Source organism: Roseateles sp. P2_H4, assembly GCF_056403315.1.
Genome location: NZ_JBFUFR010000012.1, coordinates 104,312 through 119,628, shown reverse-complemented (window position 1 = coordinate 119,628; position 15,317 = coordinate 104,312). Strand labels below are relative to the sequence as shown.

At 63.3% G+C, this 15,317-nt stretch carries 13 protein-coding genes; all 13 read right to left on the bottom strand.

Going from position 1 to position 15,317, the window contains the following annotated elements:
- Window positions 1–16: 16 nt before the first annotated feature.
- The 13 genes from ligD to AC1DW3_RS11395 all read right to left on the bottom strand — a co-directional run bounded on the left by ligD (window position 17) and on the right by AC1DW3_RS11395 (window position 15,174).
- On the bottom strand, window positions 17–3,388 hold the full coding sequence (gene ligD, locus AC1DW3_RS11455) for a DNA ligase D (RefSeq protein WP_477931434.1): 3,372 nt from the start codon (window positions 3,386–3,388) through the stop codon (window positions 17–19).
- A gap of 4 nt (window positions 3,389–3,392) precedes the next feature.
- Window positions 3,393–3,962 carry a DUF3606 domain-containing protein gene (locus AC1DW3_RS11450; RefSeq protein ID WP_477931433.1) on the bottom strand — a complete coding sequence of 190 codons (570 nt, stop codon included), beginning with the start codon at window positions 3,960–3,962 and terminating at the stop codon, window positions 3,393–3,395.
- A gap of 559 nt (window positions 3,963–4,521) precedes the next feature.
- On the bottom strand, window positions 4,522–5,643 hold the full coding sequence (locus AC1DW3_RS11445; protein WP_477931432.1) for a zinc-binding metallopeptidase family protein: 1,122 nt from the start codon (window positions 5,641–5,643) through the stop codon (window positions 4,522–4,524).
- Between the two features lie 73 nt (window positions 5,644–5,716).
- A complete protein-coding gene (locus AC1DW3_RS11440) occupies window positions 5,717–6,277 on the bottom strand; it encodes a hemerythrin domain-containing protein (protein ID WP_477931431.1) in 561 nt (186 codons plus the stop codon).
- Window positions 6,278–6,340: 63 nt separating this feature from the next.
- The gene (locus AC1DW3_RS11435) at window positions 6,341–6,589 is read right to left on the bottom strand and encodes a hypothetical protein (RefSeq protein ID WP_477931430.1); all 249 of its coding nucleotides are present in this window, start codon (window positions 6,587–6,589) and stop codon (window positions 6,341–6,343) included.
- Between the two features lie 49 nt (window positions 6,590–6,638).
- Window positions 6,639–7,169, bottom strand: a complete 531-nt coding sequence (locus tag AC1DW3_RS11430; protein ID WP_477931429.1) for a low affinity iron permease family protein — start codon at window positions 7,167–7,169, stop codon at window positions 6,639–6,641.
- A gap of 33 nt (window positions 7,170–7,202) precedes the next feature.
- Window positions 7,203–9,614, bottom strand: a complete 2,412-nt coding sequence (locus AC1DW3_RS11425) for a catalase (RefSeq protein ID WP_477931428.1) — start codon at window positions 9,612–9,614, stop codon at window positions 7,203–7,205.
- 406 nt (window positions 9,615–10,020) lie between these two features.
- Window positions 10,021–11,019 (bottom strand): hypothetical protein, encoded by a 999-nt coding sequence (locus AC1DW3_RS11420; protein WP_477931427.1) that lies wholly within the window; start codon window positions 11,017–11,019, stop codon window positions 10,021–10,023.
- Between the two features lie 131 nt (window positions 11,020–11,150).
- A complete protein-coding gene (locus AC1DW3_RS11415; protein ID WP_477931426.1) occupies window positions 11,151–11,459 on the bottom strand; it encodes a hypothetical protein in 309 nt (102 codons plus the stop codon).
- Between the two features lie 281 nt (window positions 11,460–11,740).
- Complete coding sequence (locus AC1DW3_RS11410) at window positions 11,741–12,277, bottom strand: Hsp20/alpha crystallin family protein (RefSeq protein WP_477931425.1); 537 nt, start codon at window positions 12,275–12,277, stop codon at window positions 11,741–11,743.
- A gap of 16 nt (window positions 12,278–12,293) precedes the next feature.
- The gene (locus tag AC1DW3_RS11405) at window positions 12,294–12,686 is read right to left on the bottom strand and encodes an Hsp20/alpha crystallin family protein (RefSeq protein WP_477931424.1); all 393 of its coding nucleotides are present in this window, start codon (window positions 12,684–12,686) and stop codon (window positions 12,294–12,296) included.
- A gap of 25 nt (window positions 12,687–12,711) precedes the next feature.
- The gene (locus tag AC1DW3_RS11400) at window positions 12,712–13,161 is read right to left on the bottom strand and encodes an Hsp20/alpha crystallin family protein (protein ID WP_477931423.1); all 450 of its coding nucleotides are present in this window, start codon (window positions 13,159–13,161) and stop codon (window positions 12,712–12,714) included.
- 1,059 nt (window positions 13,162–14,220) lie between these two features.
- Window positions 14,221–15,174 carry a Bug family tripartite tricarboxylate transporter substrate binding protein gene (locus AC1DW3_RS11395; protein WP_477931422.1) on the bottom strand — a complete coding sequence of 318 codons (954 nt, stop codon included), beginning with the start codon at window positions 15,172–15,174 and terminating at the stop codon, window positions 14,221–14,223.
- Between the last annotated feature and the right edge of the window lie 143 nt (window positions 15,175–15,317).

Sequence of the window (15,317 nt, the reverse complement as noted above, 5' to 3'; positions counted from 1 at the left end):
TCGGACTCCTAGGTTGTCACTTCAATCGCTTCCTCGCCGCGGCGAGCGTCTGCTTGGACTTCCAGTAGTCGGTCCAAGGGTCGGTCTTCTCAAAGGACAGGTACTCGCGCGCCGTGGCGATGGTCCACTGGGCGCCGCTCTTCATCGTGGGAAGCTGGTCCCAGCTCACCGGTACCGAGACGCCAAGGCCGGGCCGGGCCCGCGCCGAGAACGCTGCAGCGGTGGTCTGCCCATGCCCATTGCGCAGGTAGTCGATGAAGATCTTGCCAACGCGATTGCTGCCTCCGCTCTTGGCGACGAACCGCTGCGGGATGGTCTTGGCCATGTGCGCGACGACCGCACGCGAGAAGTCCTTCACCACCTCGTAGTCCAGCTTGGGCGCCAGCGGCACGACGACGTGCAATCCCTTGCCGCCGCTGGTCTTAAGCCAGCTGTTGAGGCCGAGCTCCTCAAGCATCGTGCGAGTGAGCACGGCTGCCTCTTGGATATGCGCCCACGTCACGCCCTCTCCCGGGTCCAGGTCGAAGATGACTCGGTCCGGCTGGTCGATTCGCTTAGAGGTGGAGTTCCAGGTATGGAACTCAATCACGTTGAGCTGAGCAGCGTTGATTAAGCCCTCCACACTGTCTACGGACAACAGAGATTCGTGTCCAGGCCATAGGGCCGCGTCCAACTCGGTGAGACCGGTGATCTTGGCGTCAGAATGCTTCTGGAAGAACAACTGACCGGTGATGCCCTGCGGAGCGCGCACCAGCGATACCGGCCGGTGTCGCAGGTGGGGAAGGATGCGGTCGGCCACGCTCTCGTAGAAGTGGACGAGGTCGATCTTCGTCAGCCCTGTGGACGGGTCGATGACACGATCGGGGTTGGAGATCTTGACCGAGGTCTTGGGCCTGGCAGGCGGCGTCACTGCCGGGGGCGGGGTTGAGGCCTGTTCACGCCGGATGGACTTCGCAGGCTTGTCGGTGCGGACGCCGCGGAACGTGGCGTGCCGAATGTTTCCGTCGGGTGTCCATTCACCGAAGGCGACCTCGATGACCATCTCAGGCCGAACCGACCGCTCAGTGCCACGCGCGCGTTTGGACCAGCGACCTGGCTTGGCCTCGTCGGGATCGACGGTAGGGCCCTTGGTCTCCAGGCGCACGACCTGGTCATGCAGTTCACGTCCCTGAGCGGACGACCAGCCGGTGCCAACGGACCCGGCCGAGCGCAACTTGCCGCTGTGGTCATAGTACCCAAGCAGCAGCGCGCCCACTTCTTGGGAGGAGTTGGTCCGGTCAGTGAACCCGATAACGACAAACTCCTGGCGTCGTTGGCATTTCAGCTTCAGCCAGCTCTCGCTTCGACGCGAGACGTAAGGCGAATTTGCCTCCTTGAGCATCACGCCCTCGAGACCTAGCTGGCAGGCCGCCGTCAGTACAGCAGACGGCGTCGACGGCAGTTCATCGCTGAAGCGGATGCGCTCAGACGCATTTCCCTTGAGCAGCTCCTGCAGCACCATGCGTCGGCTGCGCAACGGCACCTTACACAAATCCATGTCGCCCAGCACCGGCACGTCAAACAGGTACAGGACGATGTCCTTGGTGCGGGCGTTGTCGAACGCGTTCTGCAGGCGGTTGAAGTCGGGGACGCCGTGCTCATTCATGACGACCATCTCGCCGTCCAGCCATGCCTTGACGATGCCGATCGCCTCAATTTCCGCGGCCAGCGATTTCAGCTTTGCAGTCCAGTCGTTGCCGTTGCGGGTGAAGATCTGGGCCTTGCCCGCCAGGATCTTCACCATGGCGCGGTAGCCGTCAAACTTGTTCTCGATGATCCAGGAACCCGAGGCCGGCGGTGCCGCGGTCAAGGTGGCAAGCTGGGGTTCAAGCGATGCGGGAAACCGCGTCTTCACGGCCTTGGACAGGTCGGGGCCGGAGGCCGCTTCCCGAACTGCCAGCGCGCGCGGTTCACGCTCTTCGATCAGGCCAAGGGGCCTCTCAACCACGCTGTCGGGCAGCGCCTTGATGACGTCGTATTCAGCAATCGGCCGGGCCCACGCGTCGCCACGCTTCTTGAACAGGATCCACTGGTCCTGCTTCTTGGCACCCGGCTTCGAAATTCGGACCAGCTCCCACAAGCCAGCCATCTTCTGCCCGTGCATCTGGAAGACCAGCTTGCCGTTGGCGAGGCCGTCGCGCGGGTCACCGACGGGGTTCCACGTGCCGCGATCCCAGACGATGACCGTGCCGCCGCCGTACTGCCCCTTGGGAATCTCGCCCTCGAAGGTGTTGTAGCTGACGGGATGGTCCTCCACGTGAATGGCCATCTGCTTCATGGCTGGGTCGTAGCTCGGCCCCTTGGGCACGGCCCAACTGACCATGACGCCGTCAAGCTCCAGCCGGAAGTCGTAGTGCGGGTGTGAAGCCCAGTGCTTCTGGATGACGAACTGGAGTTCCTTGGCCGAGCTCCCCTTCTTGCGCGGCACGACGCCGGCAGGCTCGGCGGTGAGCTTGAAGTTGCGCTTGGCGTTGTAGCGCTCGAGAGGCACGTTTTCACTGGTTCGCGCGGGCGCAGCGGCCGCCTTGGCCGAGGACTCTCGCGTTCTTGCTGCGGCCTTCTTCGCCGGCGCCTTCCTGGCCTTGCTCATTTTGAGCTCGGCCCATACAGGCGCGTGGTCGCTGGGGCTGCCCTTGCCACGCTCCTCCCTGTCGACGCCAGCGTCGACGACCTGGAGCTTGGCACTCACCAGGATGTGGTCGATGCGCAAGCCTGCATCGCGCTCCCAGCGCTTGCGCATGTAGTCCCAGAACGTGTAAGGCGTATTGACCGGTATGACCGTCTTGAGCGCGTCCGTCCAGCCCTGGGCCAGAACGTTCGCGAAGGCCTGGCGCGACTCGGGCTGCAGGAGGGCGTTGCCCTTCCAGGAGTCAGATTTGTAGATGTCCGAGTCCGTGGGCACGACATTCCAGTCACCCAACAGCACGACGGGCTCACCAGACGCCCAAAGCTCGGCAGCGCGCTTGCGCAGGCGCTCGAACCAGCGCAACTTGTAGTCGAACTTGGGGCCCGGCTGCGGATTGCCGTTGGGTAGGTACAGACATCCGAACAGCACGCCGTCAATCGCCGCTTCGACGTAGCGCGCTTCCTTGTCCTTCGCATCGCCAGGCAGAGCCGTGATCACCGGCACAAGGTCGCTGCGGCTGAGCAGCGCCACGCCGTTCCAGTTTTTCTGGCCAACGGCCAGGGCCTGGTAGCCCGCTGCAGCAAGTGCTTCCGTCGGGAAGGCTTCGGTCGTCGCCTTCAGCTCCTGCAACGCGACGACGTCGGGCTGCGTGCGAGCAAGCCAATCGAGCAGCAGATCGAGCCGCTTGGTGACATTGTTGATGTTCCAAGTGGCGACCCGCACGGGACTACCGCTTCGTGCTCTTGAGGTGGGCTTCCACTGCAGCGGCGTCATTCCCGACGGCCGCGACGGCTGTCTTCAACTGCTCTTCGGTGACCCCGAACTTCTTGGACCAGTCGCGGACTTCATAGTCTTCAGACAGGCTGATGCGCTTGCGGTCTTGGCCACCGGATTTGGATTTGTCGTCGGACATGTTTTTGCTCCTAGGCGTGGAGCCCTGAAAGTAGGGCGAACTGCGATACGTGCGTGTCGGACAACCGCGCGAAACAAAGATGGCTGTACTCCAGACGCGTGCGGCGGCGTACAGGCATTTGCTTTGCCTGCTGGATATGCCGGCAAATTCTTCGGCGCCACATTGGAGACATTCATGAGCCAGCAAAATCGGAACGACGGCCCTCAAGACGACAGCCAGACTAGCGGCCAGCAAGGCGGGACGCAGCGTCAGAGCGGCCAAGGTCAGCAGGAACAGCAGGGCGGGAACCAGAACCAGCAAGGCGGTGCGCAGCGGCAGGGCAGCCAAGACCAACAGCAGCAGGATCGCGGTGGCAGGGACCAGCAACAAGGTGGTGGCCAGCAACGCGACGGCAGCCAGGGCCAGGACCCTGCAGGCCCGCAAGGGAACGATCAGGCACCGAACGCCAGTCGCGATCAAGGGCGCTCTGACCAGCGAACCTGACGTTTGACAGCCGGCCGGGCCAGGCGTGCCAGGCGTGTTTCATGACGCCTAGTAGCTGACATGCGGCTTCGCACTGCTGAGTAGATTCGCGCTCTGCAAAAAGGGGACACCACTTGGTGGCCCCTTTTTTGCGTCCTTCGGCGTCAACGCGATGTCGTTCGTTACGTAAGGCCTGCTGACTGCCGGCGCCGCGTTCACGCTTTGTCCGATAGCGCACCAACTCGGCAATTCGTGCTGGCCGCCGTTAGGTATGCCCTGATTTACTGCATGCTTGCCCAAGCCGTTTAGGAGCAGACGTACCTGGCCACTCGCTCGCCTGGCTTGCTTCACCCGCCAGTTACCTGGACACCTATGGCACACCAGTCGCTGGATTCAGAGAACTTGCTCGTGCGCCTGGAAATGGCGAGGCCGCAAGCAGACTCGGGCGCGGCCGACGAGCTGATGGCGCCGTCGATGCAGCTCACGCCCCAGGCTGTACAGGCTCTGCCGGGTGACGGCTGAAGTTCATTTCGATATCGCCTCTGACGCCTGCAGCGACCACATGATGGATGAACTCCAGCTTCTCCAAAACGGGGTCTGGCATGACGAAGGGGTAGGCGTCATGGCTTCCCATGCTCCGGGACATGGCATTGCTGAACTGCGAGATGGGCAGCCAGAAGCTGACGACCTTGACCTTGAAATCCTGATCCGCAGTGCCGAGGGCAGTGGCCTGCACCGGCGGTGTGTCCGGCACGGCATCATCCAACCTCAGCCCCCAGGCCGCTGCGGTCTCCAGGCCGTCCCACAGGTGCATGTAATGGGCCCAGCACTCGGCCCAGTCTTCCCAGGGATGCGAGCTGGCATACGCGCTGATGAAGCGCTCCGGCCAGTCCAAAAGAGGTGAGTCGTAGTGCCGCTTTAATGCCTGGCCGTAGTCGGCACGCTCATCACCGAACAGCGCTCTGAATCGGTCCAGCCATGGCGTCTCTGCGATGAGCCGGTCCCAGTAGTAATGACCAATCTCATGCCTGAAATGACCGAGCAGGGTACGGTAGGGCTCGTGCATGCGTGTACGCACCTCCTCGCGACGCGCATCGTCTGCCTCGGCGATGTTCAGCGTGATGACGCCATCGTCGTGGCCAGTCAGCACCTTCTGCTTGGAATCGGTTTCTTCGAGGAAGTGGAATGCAACGCCGTTCTTGGGGTCCACCTTCTTGTTGGGAATGGTCAAGCCCAATGAGAGCAGGCCATACGTCATCCGCCGCTTCGCGGCCTCGATCCGCGACCAGTGGGCGCCGTTTTCCGGCTTGTTCAACGCTGGAAATATCTCGGTGGTTCTGCACGACGTGCATAACAGGTCCACATCGTCCGACCGGACAATCCAGTTGCACGCCACAGGGTCGGCGTGGTGGGCGCATCGCCGGTAGCGAACATCAGACGATACCGAGAGCCTTTGCAACGGTTCATCGGTCGCGTCTTCCGATTCGAACGCACCCATCGTGAGCTCATTGGGAATAAAACCAAGCTGCGCCTTGCAGGCCTCACAAGTGACGTTCTCAAAGAACACGCGAGCGCCGCAGCGCTCGCAACTGAATCGTTTCATGATGACGTAGGCTGGCGTTCAGCCTGATGTGAACTGAGGACTGGCCCGGCGCCATGCGCCGGGCCGTCAATAGTTAGTGGGGATCGCCCGCCTGGCCGAGCAATTCCGCCTTGCGCGCGGCAATGTCTTCCCCGAGGGAATCCAAGTCCAGGTCAGACTTGCGCACCTTCGGGAACATCTCGCCTTCTTCTTCCTTCACGTGGTGGTCGATGTACTCACCCAACACCTTGACCTTGGCGTCATACAGGGGATCGTCAGGCGTACCTGTCTCGATCTGGGCGATCAGTTCCTTGGCGCTCGCATGTTCGACGTCGGCTTCGTCGACCAAGTCTTCGTCCTCGCCGAGCACCTCACGGGCGGCGGGGTAAAACAGCTCCTCTTCGGCCGTGGCGTGCGCTGTCAGCATGGCGCAGATCTGGAGCGCGATCGACTGCTTCTCGCCGGAGTCGGCTTCGGCCTTAACGAGCTTGTCGTATTCCTTGAAGAGTGCCTTCACCTCCTTGTGATCGGCAATGAGCAGGTCGACGGCGTCCGGTGCACCCGAGGCCTTTGACCCGGCGGTCTTCTTGGCAGCCGATTTGGTCGAAGCGCCCTTCGACGCCTTGGCTGAGGTCTTCGTAGCGGTGGTTGGCATGAGAGGTCCTACTGGCTAGTGGCAAGAAAAGCCGCTGCCCTCGCAGCGGCGCGGGGAAAATCGTCACCAGTCGAAGCAGTCAACTTCGGAAAGATCATCCGGATGAAGATTGGCCGCGTCCGTGCGACCAACACCTTGGTTCCCAGTGACATTCGGAACCGACTGCTGCCTGCGAATGCGCGCGTGCCTTAGCTGCGAGCCTTGCTGAGACTGCTGGCCTTGATGCTCTGGGCTCGGCTGCTGCTGTTGTTGCCGCTGGGCGGGCTGATCGGTTCCAGCGGTCATGTCGATGAGGCTGAGGTGGAATGACATAGGCGTGGATAGAAAGTTCCAGACCTTGGACGTGGCAAAGCGCGTGCCCTTACTGGTGCTCTCGCGCAGGAGGTTCCGAAGTCGGCATACCGTCTTCGTCGATGGAGTGAACCTCCTTGATGGGGCCGGAGGTCTTGGCACGTTCTGCCAGACGCGTGTAGAACGCTGCGACCTCACGCAGATCCTGTTCATCGAGCGACTCGATACCGATCATCCGATTGCTCGCCGTCTTGTGCGCCGCCAGGAGCTCGTTGAGCTTCAGATGCAACGCCACGCTGTCCTTGTTCTGGCTCTGCTGGATCAGGAACACCATCAGAAAGGTGACGATGGTCGTCCCGGTGTTGATGACCAGCTGCCATTTCTCGGAATAGGAATTCAGTGGCCCAAGTGCCGCCCAGATCAACACCGTGGCCAGCGCTAGGCAGAACGCCACGGGCGTCCCACACCACCGTGTCGCTGCCGACGCGAAGTGATCGAAACCTGTCAGCAGCGCAGACCGGCGGGCGTAGCTCGCGGTGTTCGTGCTGGGCATGGAGCCCAGCACGCCCGTCTCTTTCAGATCTGTGGCCGGAGTGGTCATGAAGTCCTCCAACAGGTGGGCTGGTACGCGGTCTCAGACGGCGGGTGGGTCGGTTTCACGCTCGGGATGGCGATGCTTGGCCAGACCCTGGATGAAACCTGCCGCACCAGAAACCGCATCCGCCGTGATCGTCAGACCGGGATCCGGCTCCCCGTTCGGCAGCGCAGGCTCGATGCCGGCGATGTCGAGCAACTGCGACGCCGTGCCGAGGGCGAGGATTGGCTTGCAGTGGCGGTACTGGTCACGGATGGCTTCCATCGCGTGGCCATCCCACGACAGCGCCGCAACGGCGGGCTCGCCGTCGGGCAGCACCAGTCCGTCGAAAAGGAACCCCGGTTCGTTCTCCGTAGAAGCGTCAGCTTCGATCGCGACGCCGTCTGCCGTGGCGACAGGCCCGATACGAGGGCCGACGAAACGTGGAACGGCGCCGGCCGCAAGAAGCTTCGCGTGCACGTCGGCCACGCTCTGGCCAACACACCCCTCAGCGACAAGGATCGCGACCTTGCGGCCCTTGATCGAACCGTCACCGGGACGGGCGGTGAGCGACAACGCGGGTGACGTTTGGACCTCGGGCTTGATCTTGCGATCCGTCGCGCGTGGCATCGGATCGGGCAGCGGGTTCATGTTCAGACCTTCAGCCACCTGGGCAGCAAGGTCCTCAGACGCGTTGAGGAGCATGGACACGACGCGCTGGCGGATCGCCGGCACTGTGACCTTGCTCAGCTCGAAACGGAACGCTGCTGCGATGTGGGCCTGCTCGACCGGTGTCTGGCTATTGAAGAACAGGGCTGCTTGGTTGAAGTGCTCAGCGAACAGTTCGGGCTTGGCCCGCACCTTGGCTTGGTCTTCGCGCGCACGCAGGCGTGCAGCCACCGACGTGAAGCCCTGGGCTGCACCAGCCTGGAAGGGGCAGCCGCCGCCCAGTGAGTTGGGCTCATACGCCACCTTGCCGCGGTGAATGGCCTGGCGATGCATGCCATCGCGCTGGTTGTTGTGCACCGGCGCGATAGGCGAGTTGATCGGGATCTCGTGGAAGTTCGGCCCACCCAGGCGACTGATCTGGGTGTCGACGTAGGAATGGATGCGGCCGGCCAGAAGGGGATCGTTGGAGAAGTCCAGCCCCGGGATGATGTTGGCCGTGCAGAAAGCGACCTGTTCGGTTTCGGCGAAGAAGTTGTCGGGGTTGCGGTTCAGCACCATGCGTCCCACGGGCTGGATCGGGATCAGCTCTTCAGGGATCAGCTTGGTAGCGTCCAGGATGTCAAAGCTGAACTTGTCGGCCTGTTCTTCCGTAAATACCTGCAGGCCCAGCTCGTACTCGGGGAACGCGCCGCTCTCGATGCGTTCCCACAGATCGCGGCGGTGGTAATCGGGATCCGCGCCTGAGATCTTGACGGCCTCGTCCCAGACCAGCGAGTGCGTGCCAGCCTTGGGCGTCCAGTGGAACTTGACGAACACGGACTCGCCAGCCTCGTTGACGAGGCGGTAGGTGTGCACGCCGAAGCCCTGCATCGTCGCGTAGCTTCGCGGGATCGCACGGTCGCTCATGACCCACATCAGCATGTGGGTGGACTCGGGCATCAGGGACACGAAGTCCCAGAAGGTGTCGTGCGCGCTGGCCGCCTGAGGCATGGCATGGTGAGGCTCGGGCTTGACGGCGCGGACCAGGTCCGGGAACTTCATCGCGTCCTGAATGAAGAACACTGGGATGTTGTTGCCCACCAGGTCCCAATTGCCTTCGTCGGTGTAGAACTTGACCGCAAAGCCGCGCACGTCGCGCGCGGTGTCCTTTGAGCCCCGTTCACCCTGGACGGTCGAGAAGCGCACGAACACCGGGGTGATCTTGCCGGCCTCCTTGAAAGGGGCGGCCTTGGTCAGGTGCGGGATGCCCTTGTAGGCTTCGAAGAATCCGTGGGCAGCAGATCCACGGGCATGGACGATGCGCTCTGGGATGCGTTCGTGGTCGAAGTGTGTGAGCTTGTCGCGCAGGATGAAGTCTTCAAGCAGCACGGGACCGCGCGTGCCGGCCTTCAGCGAGTTCTGGTTGTCGGCGATCCGCACGCCCTGGTTGGTGGTCAGCGGCTGGCCACCGCCGTCAACACGCACGCGGTCAAGCGGGCCGGTGGTCGGATTGCTGCCGTCGGGGGCTGAACCGCCGGTCTTGGCCGACGTGTTGGCCTCCGACAGCGTGCTGGCGGTTGGACGACGAGAAGGCGGCTCGACCGTGGCACCGGCCGCGGGGTTGAGACCATTTGCCAGGCCGTGCTCGCCGGCCTTGTTGGCGTTGAAGGGGACCGCGGCGGCCATCTCACCTACTTCGGCCGCTCTCAGTGCGAGTTCGTCGTTGCCGGGCTCGCCGGGAGTCGCTGGTGCGCTGTCGGTGTTACGAGCAGCTGCCTTCGCAGCAGTCTTCGCCTGCGGGGGAGCGGATTTGCGGGTGGCCATGATGGTCTTTCAGCGAGGTGGATGACACGCACGCCGGTCGCGCCGGCGCTGCGAAAGGAAAAACCGTTGGTTCAGCGTCGCCTGGCCAACGGCCCAAGGCAAAGCTTTTCAAGGCTGTCGAGCGACCTCTCGAACTGGGCGGACGCCAGCAAGGATCGCGGCACAAGACCTGCCTGAACGGCGCCAGCGTATTGGGCACGCATGGCGTCGAAAGGGGCGCACAGGCAGGTCTGCGTGGCTTCACGAGCCCGAACCAGCGAGGCGTGGAACGGCTGACCCGCGGCAGTCGCGAGCGCAGCATGGAGATCAGCAGTCATCTCACAAATAGCGCGATCAGGATGATGATGGGGATGGGCACGCCCAGGAACCACAGAAGAAGAGAGCGCATTGCAGTACTCCAAGTGTTTTAAAACTGGTCTCGGTGGCGACCACCGAGCGTCGCCAGAAAGCTGGCCACGAAGGCGCCGACCAGCAACGAGACAAAGAACCACAGGGACGCCATCGCCGAGGCCTTGCGAGCCTTGTCGGCAGCCGCCTTCGCTTCTTCCTTCGCCGCCATGGCCTTGGCCTGCATGCGGTTGAAGCTGTCTGTCACGCGCTTTTCGGCATCCGCTTGGGACAGGCCGGTCTTCTGGGCAACCAGCTGACCGAGATATCGGGCATCTTCCTGAGGCAAGGAACCGGCTGCTGCGGCGTTGGCGAAGATCCTCAGCGCTTCGCCAGACGGCTGACCGGAGTCGCCAGACTGCCCAGGTTGCGGCGAGGTTGTTGAGGCGATCGCAGATGCGCTGGAGGCCGGCGCGCTCGCCGACGCAGCGGGAGATGCGGCCGTCATCGAGTCCTTTCGGAACAGAGAGTCCACGAAGTACCCATTGCCCCCGGCGGCGCTTGCAGCGTTCGCAACCGCGGGAGCTGCAACAGCTACCGCGGTTGCAGCTGTCCCGGCCACCGCCGCGCCCGCCTTGGCGCCGCCGCTGACGATCGTGCCTACGACAGAGCCGAGCACACCAGCCGTCAGCAGCGTGGCGATTGACCAGGCAAGGAAGCCATGCGCGGTGTCACGGAAATAGACCTCGTCCGTATGGACCGAAGACCAGCGCGAACGCAGTCGGCCAGCGAGGTATCCGCCCATGCCTGAAGCAGCAAGCTGGGTGAACGTCAGCCACAGGATGGTGGAAAAGCCGAACGCTTCTGCGGACACGCCCTCGCTCGCCCATGGTGAGACTGACGACAAGCCCAGCCCGACACCAAGAATGAGCAGGAGGAGGGACAGCGCAGCGGCACCGGCGGCCCCAGCAAAGATTGCACCCCAGCACACGCCGTGACCGGCAGTCTCAGCTGGCAAGATCGGATTGATGCTCGGACGCGTTGCGAAGGGTTCGCGAGCCACGGAAGTTTCATTCATAAACGTCTCCGAAAGTTGTTGTGCAGCATGGTCCGGAGGCGAGGCACTCTGAACTGCCAGACTGCGGGCAAACCGGAGGTAGGACGGCAAGCCTCGTGCCTGCCTCAGCTGTAACAGCATCAAGGACCCGACTAGACCGAACGGAGCACGTCGCGGCCAGCGCCGGGACGTTGGCGGACACAAGGCTCTTCGGCCGGCTGTACTTCTACGGACAGCACCTTGCTCACGTCGGCGTCGTCGGGCAGCTTGATGTGTACGTCGTTGCCACATCCATGAGCGCCAACGAAGCGCAACGCGGCTGCGCCGGTCAACGCCGCCTTGGGCCGCAAGCGGTGCACGTGATATTCGCCCGGCAGCAGGGTCACGCGCTGCCCGGCCACCGTGAAGCCGGTCAACCGTCTGCCCTCGGGCACCTTGACGCGATAGCACTCGGTGCTCATTGGCGCACCTCCGTTGGCTGCAGCTTCTTGGCCGAGGCCGCTTGCCCGATACGTCGCAGCGTTTCGCGCGCGAGCAGATAGGCCCGGATCTGGGAGGGCGTCATGGACGTGCGCGAACGGGGCGCGCGCCCAGACGTGGCTGTGCAAGCATTCAACTTGGCCATGATTCAGTCCTCATCCGAATCGATTCAGGCGTTCACAAAGGAGAAGGGGTTGGGAGGCCCCCACGGCAGCCCGCGTCGGCGGGCTGCCGTGAGGACTGCACGGTGACACCTAAGAGGTCACGCCACGCGCACTTCGATGCGTCGGTGCGAAGCCAGCTCGCGCCGGGGCAGCTCGATCCGGAGCACGCCGGCCTCATAAGTGGCCTTGGCACGCTCGACGTCCACCGGGGTCGGCAATCGGATGTCCCGCCGGAAGGTGCCGTACGCGCATTGCACCAGCGCATAGCTGCTGCCCGCGTGTTCGCGGTCGCGGCGCTTGCGTCCGAGCACGCTGAGCACCTCCGGCGAGCTCATCTCGATCTGGAAGTCCTCTTGCGCCATGCCGGGCGCCTCGATGCGAACGACGAGCCTGTCATGCGCTCCGTAGACATCCACCGCCATGAAGGACCAGCGGGCCGGCGGCAGGCAGCGATCTGACTTGCCGGCCACGGTCGGCCCGCTGCCACCCGCGTTGGCAGGCTGCGCGTCATCATCGTCGCTCCAGAAGCGCGTCAACGCATTGCCGGCTCGGGAGCCCAGCTCGCGCCAGCCCTCCGTCAGCGATTCCCAGGCTTGGCCGGCGCCATGTTTCAACTGCTTTGCAAGATGGTTCATGGTTTCGGCCCTCCGGTCACCCCGCGTTGACGGCGATTCGCCGCGGCTGCGCGTGCGCCTGCTTCGGGATGCGCAACGTCAGCACGCCGTCCTTGAGGTTGGCGTCGATCTTGGACGTGTCGAGCTCGCGGCTGAGTGTGAAGCCGCGGCGGTAGCGCGGCACACGCAGTTCGGCATAGATGGCCTCCAGGCCGTTCGGCGTCTGCGGCTGGACGCGCCCCTCGATCAGGAGGGAGTCGCCTTCCACGTGCAGCTCCAGCTGGTCGCGCGGCACGCCCGGCATGTCGGCAAGCAGCGTGATGCCGGTTTCGTCTTCGAAGACGTCCACAGCCGGCGTGGCCGCGCGCTCGGTGGCGGCGGTGTCCAGGGCCGTCTGGGGCGTGTCGTTTTGAGTGATCTCCTTGCTCATGATGTTGACTCCTTCAAGGCAGCGATTACTGGATGGCGATGCGCTTGGGCTGCGCTGCTTCGCGGCGGGCGATGCTCACCTGCAGCACGCCGTCGCGGTAGCTGGCCTTGACCTGGTCGGGGTCGACGTCGTCAGGCAACGCGACTGTCCGGTCGAAGCGGCCGGTGGCACGCTCGCGCGCATAAAAGCGCTGGCGTTCGCTGCCGGACGCGGGCGGCACCCGTTCGCCGGCCAGGCGCAGCACGCCACGGTCCAGGGTGACCTCGATCTTGCTGGCGTCCAGTCCCGGCGCAAAGGCGTAGACCTCCACGCTCTGCGGCGTGCGGCCGACGTTGATCTGCGGCATGGTGCCGGTCGCCACCGAGCGAATGCTGGTGGGCAGCCCCGAGATGCCAAAGATCTCATCGAGCTCGCGGTGCAAGCGGTCAAATTGTCCGAACAGGCTGTTCGGATGGGTCAGCAATGAGTTGAACATGGCTTGATCTCCGTTCAGTGGTGTTCACCGGCCGGGGCGTTCAGCCGGTCGCAGCCGAATTAGGAGCAAGCCAGGACATTTCAAGAGTAATCATTTGCCCCTTAAATTAGGGGATGCTGGCCGCTGGAGACTATTTGCCATCGCGTAGCGGCCAGCACCTTCGAGCTGTACCGATCGGAGGGAAGGACACCGCTCGCCGAGTTCCTCCAACTCGGCGTTAATGCGCCAGAGCTGCGTGCGATTCAGGTTCCAGCAGCGACGCGCTCTACAAGCTGAGATGCAGGTGGACTACCTGCTATCGGAGCCGGCCGCAACGCCCGCAGCTGATGCGGTTTGAAGCCTTCACGGCGTCGAGACGGGCGTCGGCTTCACAGTGCACATGAATGCTCATGACCCTCCTTTAGCTGGTCTTCGCACCTAAGACGCACATGCACGACTTGACCCCATCTTCGTCGCTACGCTGCCGAACGACTTGACTTCGGGCAACGGGAGTAGTTGACCCGGATGGGCAGCTAACGTGATCATTGCAGGCGCACTGCTCACGCTTCGGATTGAAACCGGCGCGACCCAAGCGCGCCACGACGGGTGGCAGGGAGTTGATAACAAAGTGTCGAACTCGCTGTCAAAGTATCGACACGACAGGTCCGCGGGACCCAACCTCAAGTGTCAAAGTTTCGAACCGGCGCGAGGCGGCCAGCACCCGTTGATGGACCGCTGTGCAGCGGGTGCTGACGGTCGCGGCCGGAGTCCATGCGGCAGCAATGTGCCCAAAACGGAAGCTCGCACGGACTTATCAGGGATCCAAGAAGCGGTCGCTCAACGAAGTTCAGCCGCCCAGCCAGCGAAACAGGCGCAGGTCGGCTGCAATGACCGGACGTCTGTCCGAACTGGGGCGGGCTTTCTGTCACGACTTCAGCGAGAGTCAGAGCGCGCCGAAGTTGGCTGCTGATAAATGCGCGCGCCGGCAGCCAACCATCCCATGCGCCCAATCAACTGCGGTCTTCCGAGGTCCGAGAACGGGAACTATCCGGTGTAGGCGATTGCTGGTCAGCAGAACAATTAGTCCAGCTTGGCTCCAGACCGTTTCACCACCTCCGCCCAACGCTTGGTTTCGCTGCTGACCATTCGACCGAAAGCATCGCCGTACAGGTTGGGTATGTCGGCGCCAAGCCCGTTCCAAACTTTGCGAACCTCGTCAGTTGCAAACGCGGTCCGCAGCTCGGCCTGCATTGCTGTGATGGCTTCCCGTGGAGTGCCTTTCGGAGCCCACAGCCCATACCAAGTCGAGACTTCATAGTCCGGCACGCCGGCCTCGGCGGCGGTTGGGACATCCGGAAAACCAACGGCGCGTTTGCTCGCAGCGACCGCGAGCGCCTTGATGCGGCCGGACTTGATGTGCGACGCCGAGGAGCCCAAGCCGTCGAACATCAGCTCCGCTTGGCCGGCAACCAAGTCTTGCAGTGCCGGGCCTGCGCCACGGTATGGGATGTGGGTGATGAACGTCTTGGTATTCAGCTTGAACAGTTCACCTGCGAGGTGATGCGACGTGCCGTTGCCAGCGGAAGCGTAGTTCAGCTTGCCAGGCTTGGCGCGCACGGCCGCCAGCAGTCCCTTCAGGTCGCCAACCGGCAATTGGCCAGGATGAACGACGATGACTTGAGGCACGCTGGCGAGCAGCGCGACGGGAATGAAGTCCTCTTCCAGGCGATAGTCAAGTCGCGGGTACATCGAGGGCGCGATCGTGTGGTGGACGGCCCCCATAAAGAAGTTGCTGCCGTCCGGTGCGAGCTTTGCGGCGATGCCGGCTCCCACTGTGCCTCCGGCGCCACCCTTGTTGTCGATCAGCACCTGACGGCCCATCTGCTTTGTCAACGCTGCAGTCAGCGGGCGCGCGAACGCGTCCGTGCCGCCTCCCACAGGGAAGGGAACGATCCAGGTCACAGGTTTGCTGGCCTGTGCTTGAGCCAACCAAGGGGTGGCCAGCATCGTTGGCAGGAAGGTACGGCGTCTCATCGTGGTTCTCCTATAGCTTGGTGGTCACGTTGCCAGGCTCAAACGCTCAAGACGTCGAGCTGGCAACTGCCGTCAGATGGCACGGCGTCACCGTACGCCAGTGTCCCCAGTGGATCAAGATCGCACCCGTAACAGCGGTCGCC

Excerpts from the sequence above, each read along its gene's own strand:
- AC1DW3_RS11420 (WP_477931427.1), bottom strand. The coding sequence starts at position 11,019 with ATGAATGAAACTTCCGTGGCTCGCGAACCCTTCGCAACGCGTCCGAGC.
- AC1DW3_RS11435 (WP_477931430.1), bottom strand. The coding sequence starts at position 6,589 with ATGTCATTCCACCTCAGCCTCATCGACATGACCGCTGGAACCGATCAG.
- AC1DW3_RS11410 (WP_477931425.1), bottom strand. The coding sequence starts at position 12,277 with ATGAACCATCTTGCAAAGCAGTTGAAACATGGCGCCGGCCAAGCCTGG.
- AC1DW3_RS11415 (WP_477931426.1), bottom strand. The coding sequence starts at position 11,459 with ATGAGCACCGAGTGCTATCGCGTCAAGGTGCCCGAGGGCAGACGGTTG.
- AC1DW3_RS11425 (WP_477931428.1), bottom strand. The coding sequence starts at position 9,614 with ATGGCCACCCGCAAATCCGCTCCCCCGCAGGCGAAGACTGCTGCGAAG.
- AC1DW3_RS11430 (WP_477931429.1), bottom strand. The coding sequence starts at position 7,169 with ATGACCACTCCGGCCACAGATCTGAAAGAGACGGGCGTGCTGGGCTCC.
- AC1DW3_RS11400 (WP_477931423.1), bottom strand. The coding sequence starts at position 13,161 with ATGTTCAACTCATTGCTGACCCATCCGAACAGCCTGTTCGGACAATTT.
- AC1DW3_RS11395 (WP_477931422.1), bottom strand. The coding sequence starts at position 15,174 with ATGAGACGCCGTACCTTCCTGCCAACGATGCTGGCCACCCCTTGGTTG.
- AC1DW3_RS11440 (WP_477931431.1), bottom strand. The coding sequence starts at position 6,277 with ATGCCAACCACCGCTACGAAGACCTCAGCCAAGGCGTCGAAGGGCGCT.
- AC1DW3_RS11445 (WP_477931432.1), bottom strand. The coding sequence starts at position 5,643 with ATGAAACGATTCAGTTGCGAGCGCTGCGGCGCTCGCGTGTTCTTTGAG.
- AC1DW3_RS11405 (WP_477931424.1), bottom strand. The coding sequence starts at position 12,686 with ATGAGCAAGGAGATCACTCAAAACGACACGCCCCAGACGGCCCTGGAC.